This is a genomic window from Allobosea sp. 01N443, assembly GCF_056399325.1.
On sequence record NZ_JBFTRC010000297.1, the window covers coordinates 1 to 4,816 of the forward strand.

5 protein-coding genes are annotated in these 4,816 nt (G+C 65.8%); all 5 read right to left on the bottom strand.

The features are described from left to right. A partial coding sequence (locus tag AC1DRP_RS34990; protein WP_476770941.1) for an amino acid ABC transporter permease occupies window positions 1-427 on the bottom strand: 427 nt, incomplete at its 3' end. Window positions 428-432: 5 nt separating this feature from the next. Next, on the bottom strand, window positions 433-1,116 hold the full coding sequence (locus tag AC1DRP_RS34995) for an amino acid ABC transporter permease (protein ID WP_441491228.1): 684 nt from the start codon (window positions 1,114-1,116) through the stop codon (window positions 433-435). Window positions 1,117-1,130: 14 nt separating this feature from the next. After that, window positions 1,131-2,123 (bottom strand): NAD(P)-dependent oxidoreductase, encoded by a 993-nt coding sequence (locus AC1DRP_RS35000; protein WP_476770942.1) that lies wholly within the window; start codon window positions 2,121-2,123, stop codon window positions 1,131-1,133. Continuing rightward, on the bottom strand, window positions 2,050-2,790 hold the full coding sequence (locus AC1DRP_RS35005) for a FadR/GntR family transcriptional regulator (protein WP_441491230.1): 741 nt from the start codon (window positions 2,788-2,790) through the stop codon (window positions 2,050-2,052). Before AC1DRP_RS35005 ends, AC1DRP_RS35000 begins: the two co-directional genes overlap by 74 nt. A gap of 518 nt (window positions 2,791-3,308) precedes the next feature. Then, the gene (locus AC1DRP_RS35010) at window positions 3,309-4,700 is read right to left on the bottom strand and encodes a DUF6212 domain-containing protein (protein ID WP_476770943.1); all 1,392 of its coding nucleotides are present in this window, start codon (window positions 4,698-4,700) and stop codon (window positions 3,309-3,311) included. Window positions 4,701-4,816 lie beyond the last annotated feature (116 nt).

Genomic DNA, 4,816 nt, shown 5'->3' on the forward strand with positions numbered 1-4,816 from the left:
CGATCCGCATCGCCTGCGGCAGGATGACCTTGATCATCCGCTGCGTCCGGCTCAAGCCCAGGCCTTCGGCCGCTTCCCATTGCGGCTTCGGCACGGACTGGATGCAGCCCCGCCAGATCTCGCCGAAATAGGCGCCGACATAGATCGTCAGCGAGGCGCTGGCCGCCATCAGCGCCGAGATCGAGAAGCCCAGCGCCGAAAGGCCGAAATAGCCCAGGAACATGATCACCAGCAGCGGTGTTCCCTGGATCAGCTGGACGTAGCCGCCGCTGAGCAGGCGTATCGTGCGGCTCGGCGACACCCGCGCGAGCGCGATCAGGAAGCCGAGCAGACCACCGCCGACCAGGGCGATCGTGGACAGGCCGATCGTCCACAGTGCGCCATGGCCGAGGAACAACAGGTGATTGGCGTTGAGAGACCCACCCATCGCCGTCACAACGCCGTGCCGAGGCGCCGGCGGCGCGGAAACAGCGCAAGCCCCAGCGCCCAGAAGCCGGCTCTCAGCACGAGCGAGAGCACGACATAGGCGATCGCGACCAGGATATAGGTCTCGAAGGCGCGATAGGTGTCAGACTGGATGTAGTTGGCGACGGCGGTCAGCTCTTCCGCCGAGATCTGCGAGGTCACGGACGAGGCCAGCATCAGCAGCACGAACTGGCTGGTCAGTGCCGGATAGACCTTCTCGGTGGCCGGCAGCAGGATGACATGCCAGTAGATCTGGAAGCGCGACAGGGCGAGGCCCTCGGCCGCCTCGATCTGGCCGACGGGGATGGATTCGAAGCCCGCGCGCATGATTTCCGCGGTATAGGCGCCGACATTGATCGCGAGCGCGGCGGCCGCGACGGAAAAGGCCGAGAACTTGAAGCCGACGCTGGCGAGGCCGAAATAGACGAGGAAGATCTGGACGAGCAACGGCGTGTTGCGGATCGCCTCGACATAGAGCGTGCAGACCCGCGCGATCAGGCGGTTTCCGCTGTTGCGGCCGACGGCGCAGAAGGTGCCGATGACCCCGCCGAACAGGATCGCGAGAGCGGCGAGCTTCAGCGTCATGACCGCGCCGTCCCAGAACAGGGGCCAGCGCTCCAGAACGACGGAAAAGTCGAGGTTCAGGCCCATCGCCGCCGCCCGCCTCAGGCTCTGTTCGTCATGCGGTCATAGACGCGGAAAAGCGCCTGGTTGCCATTGGCGCCTTCGCCATGGGCGCGGGCTTCGATGTACTGGCTGGTAACCAGCGCGGTTCCGGGCAGGGGCACCGAAAGGGCCTGGGCCTGCTCCTGGACCAGCCTGAGGTCCTTCAGCATCAGGTCGATGCGGAAGCCCGCCCCGACATCGCCGGAGATCATGGCCGGGCCGAGTTTTTCGAGCATCCAGGACGCGGCCGAGCCGCCGAGCAGGACATTGCGGAGCTGCTCGAGATCGACGCCCGAGGCCCGGCCAAGCGCGATCGCCTCGCAGATCGCCTGTATATTGATGCCGCAGATCAGCTGATTGCAGAGCTTGACCGCCTGGCCGGCTCCCGGCGCACCGACATGGGTGATCGTCGTGCCCATCGCCCTGAAATAGGGCTCGGCGCGGGCAAAGGCCTCGGCCTCGCCGCCGGCCATGATCGACAGGGCCGCGTTCTTGGCGCCGATCGGCCCGCCCGACACCGGCGCATCGATGAAATCGGTGCCCGTCGCCTTGAGATCGGCATGAATGCGCCGCACGGCGACAGGCGAGATCGTGCTCATGTCGACGATGAGGCGGCCGGCGGGCGGCGAGGCGAGCAGCCCTTGCGCGCCGTAGACGACCTCCTCGACCTGCGGCGTGTCGGGCAGCATCGTGATGGCGATATCCGCGGTCGCGGCGGCCTGCGCCGGGCTTGTCGCCGCGACCGCGCCGGCGGAGGCGAGTTCTTCGACGGCGCTGCCGACGATGTCGAAGGCCGTGACGCTGTGCCCGGCCTTCAGGAGGTTGCGCGCCATCTCCCGCCCCATCGTGCCGAGGCCGATGAAGCCGACGTGCCCCTTGTCGTTTCGTCCCATAGCGCTTCTCTTCTTCTGAAAGGCTCTAGCCGGTGGCCGGTTCGCCGCTGTCCCCGTCGCCAAGCGCCGCGCGGCGCCGATATTCGTCGCCGATGGCAAAATGCCGTCGCAAGGTGACTTCGGCGCGATCGGGATCGCGCGCGACGATGGCGTCGAAGACCCTCTTATGGTCGTCGATCAGGTAGGTCTTCATCGAGCCGAACATCTGCACCAGCTCGCGCCGGCTGCGATGCGAGCGGGCGAGCAAGGTCGACATCGAATCGTGCAGGACGGCGAGCGTCTGCGAGCGCGAGGCCAGCACAATCGCCCGGTGGAAATCGTAATCGGCCAGGCTCCCGGCCTCGGCCTCGTCGATCGTCGCACCGATGCGGACGAGCGCGCGCTGCAGGCGTTCGAAATCGGCGATCATCGCGCGCTCGCAGGCCAGGCGGATCGCCTGGCATTCGATCGCGATGCGCGCCTCCATGACATCGTCGATCAGGTCGGCCTGCTGAGCGAGCGCCAGCGCGAAGAAATCCTTCAGCATCGAGATGTCGGGGCGCTTGACGATCGTGCCGATGCGATCGCGGATCTCGACGATGCCCAGCATATGCAGGGCTCGCAACGCCTCGCGCACGATCGGCCGGCTGACGCCGAGTTGCACGGCGAGTTCGCGCTCGGCGATCAACCTGTCGCCGGGCTTGAGTGTGCCGTCGAGAAGCTGTTCGCGCAAAAACGCAAAAACCTTCTCGAACCCTTTCGGGTCTTCTGCAGCCTGAGCGTCCATCCCAAGATCACTTGTTTTTTATTCTGGTCAGACCAATACGATGACCAGAGCCGGACGTCAACACCGGGCCTTGCAGCCGCCTGTGGAACGGCGATCGCGGGAAAGGCGAGGGGGAGGGCGTGCCGTGGCGGCGGTGACCACGCGAGTTGGAAACGCCAGCCGACATGGTCGCATCGTGGCTGCCGTCTCGGTGGAAGGCTCAGCCCTGCGGAAGCTTCCTGCCGGCCGCGGGGCCGTCGCTGTGGTGAGGCCTGCCTCGTTCGCCTATGGCGGCCAGCGGCCGGATCGACCTCGACCATGCGCGGAGGTTCTCCGCGCCGGCCACGGTCCCGCGTTCGCTTCGCCCGGCTGTGTCGGTTCGGGTCAGGCGGCGGACTGACACCAGTCGGCGCGCATCGGACGGCGTGAGTTGCGCGMCTCCGGATCGCGTTCGGGAACGTGGTTGTGTCGCACCATCGCGCTGTCTCGAAGCGATGTGCAGGGGTGTCGCACCGGGAGCCCGGAGGAGCTTTGCCGCCTCATAGCCGGGCCGTTCGACCATCTGCGACAGGCAGCACGGCGGCCATGCCCCAGGCTGATGCGGCATGAATCTCTGCTTCGAACCGACCAAACACCACCCGGCCGTGCGGTGGGATTGGACCCGGTTCGGGCAAACGCGTGAACAGATGAAGGTCAACCGGTCTGTTCTCTGCAAATGGCAGCCGTGCAACCAGTCGCGACGGTGCAAGCGGCTCGTTCAGTTCTGTCCATTCGGTCGCAGCAAGGACATTCTGGCCGCTTTCTGCGTCGTCTGGGCCGATCCCGTGCGGAGTGACGACCAGCCGGGCTCCGAGGCGGCGCGTCTGGCAGCGCTTGTCGTCGATCATGACCTCGCATGAAATCTCGATCAGGCCCGGCGTGGCAGGCAGGCTGATGACAGCCGCAGATGACGTTGTCTTCAGGGGGCGCAGGAGGACCTTTCCCTGCTCGATATAGCCGAACACCGGGTAAGCAGCAGATTGTTCCCGGGTAAGATGCGCCTTGCCGACGACGGAGTCGGGGACCGGGATCATCGCTCCTGCTTCATGTCGGAATTCGCCATCATCTTCGGATGAAAGAGACCGGATTCCCGGCAGTCCGCCCCATAGTTTCATCGCAAGCATGGTCGCTGCGTCTCGCTCGTCCGGCTGCGCCAGGCTTTGCGGGGCAAGCCGGTATTCGTGCATGACACCGGCCGAACAGGTCGAAAGACGAGGCGCCACCTCGCCGCCACGGGCCCAGAGCTTGAGTGTCAGGGAACGCGACGTGCAAGTCGATGCGCTGGGCAGGCGCAGAGGAAGCCAGCCCCTGCAGAGCACATCGAAGGGAACGCGCCACTGCGCCAGAAGCGTCCCCGCATCGGAGGCCTCGATCTGCGCGCACAGATGCCCGGCGCCCCGCCCGGGATCGGCGATATGCAGATCGATGCCGAGCCATCCCCTCGCGGAGCTGGGTAGCCGCTGCGCGAGGCATGGCCCGATGTCGCTGACGTCGGGCTCTTCGGGAGAGGCGGGAATGTCGACATCCGAACGGGGAAGGGGGCTGTTGAAGATGAGCTGCGGACGCCCCATGCGCAGGGTGGCGACCAATTCCTCGAGTTCCTGGGGAATGCGAACGTGATGGGTCCAGCTCTCCCGCAAGGCCGCCAGGTCACGCATCAGTAGCTGGTTGCTATGCTGCAATCGGCTTGTCTCACGCAGCGAGCGCTCGAGTATGGCTGCATCGAGCTCTGCTCTGTTCCCCACAATGCAGGGTACAGGCGTCTCTGACCCCCCTGTCTTGGTCCACCACGCCTGCAAGGCACGCAGAGAGCGTTCTTCGATCGGATCGGGAGCCCACAAGGCCCATACATTCGTGGGCGGGATCTCCAGACTGCACAGCGCTGACGGCAACGCGTCTTCCGCCTGTCCATAGTCGGTCAGGACATAGTGGTCGCACGCGACCAGCTTGCAGCCATACCAGTGAAGAGCCGATGCCGGCCTGGCGCGCGCAGGCGATGTTCCCGGGC

Coding starts and splice junctions, on each gene's coding strand:
- AC1DRP_RS34995 (WP_441491228.1), bottom strand. CDS start 1,116: ATGGGCCTGAACCTCGACTTTTCCGTCGTTCTGGAGCGCTGGCCCCTG.
- AC1DRP_RS35005 (WP_441491230.1), bottom strand. CDS start 2,790: ATGGACGCTCAGGCTGCAGAAGACCCGAAAGGGTTCGAGAAGGTTTTT.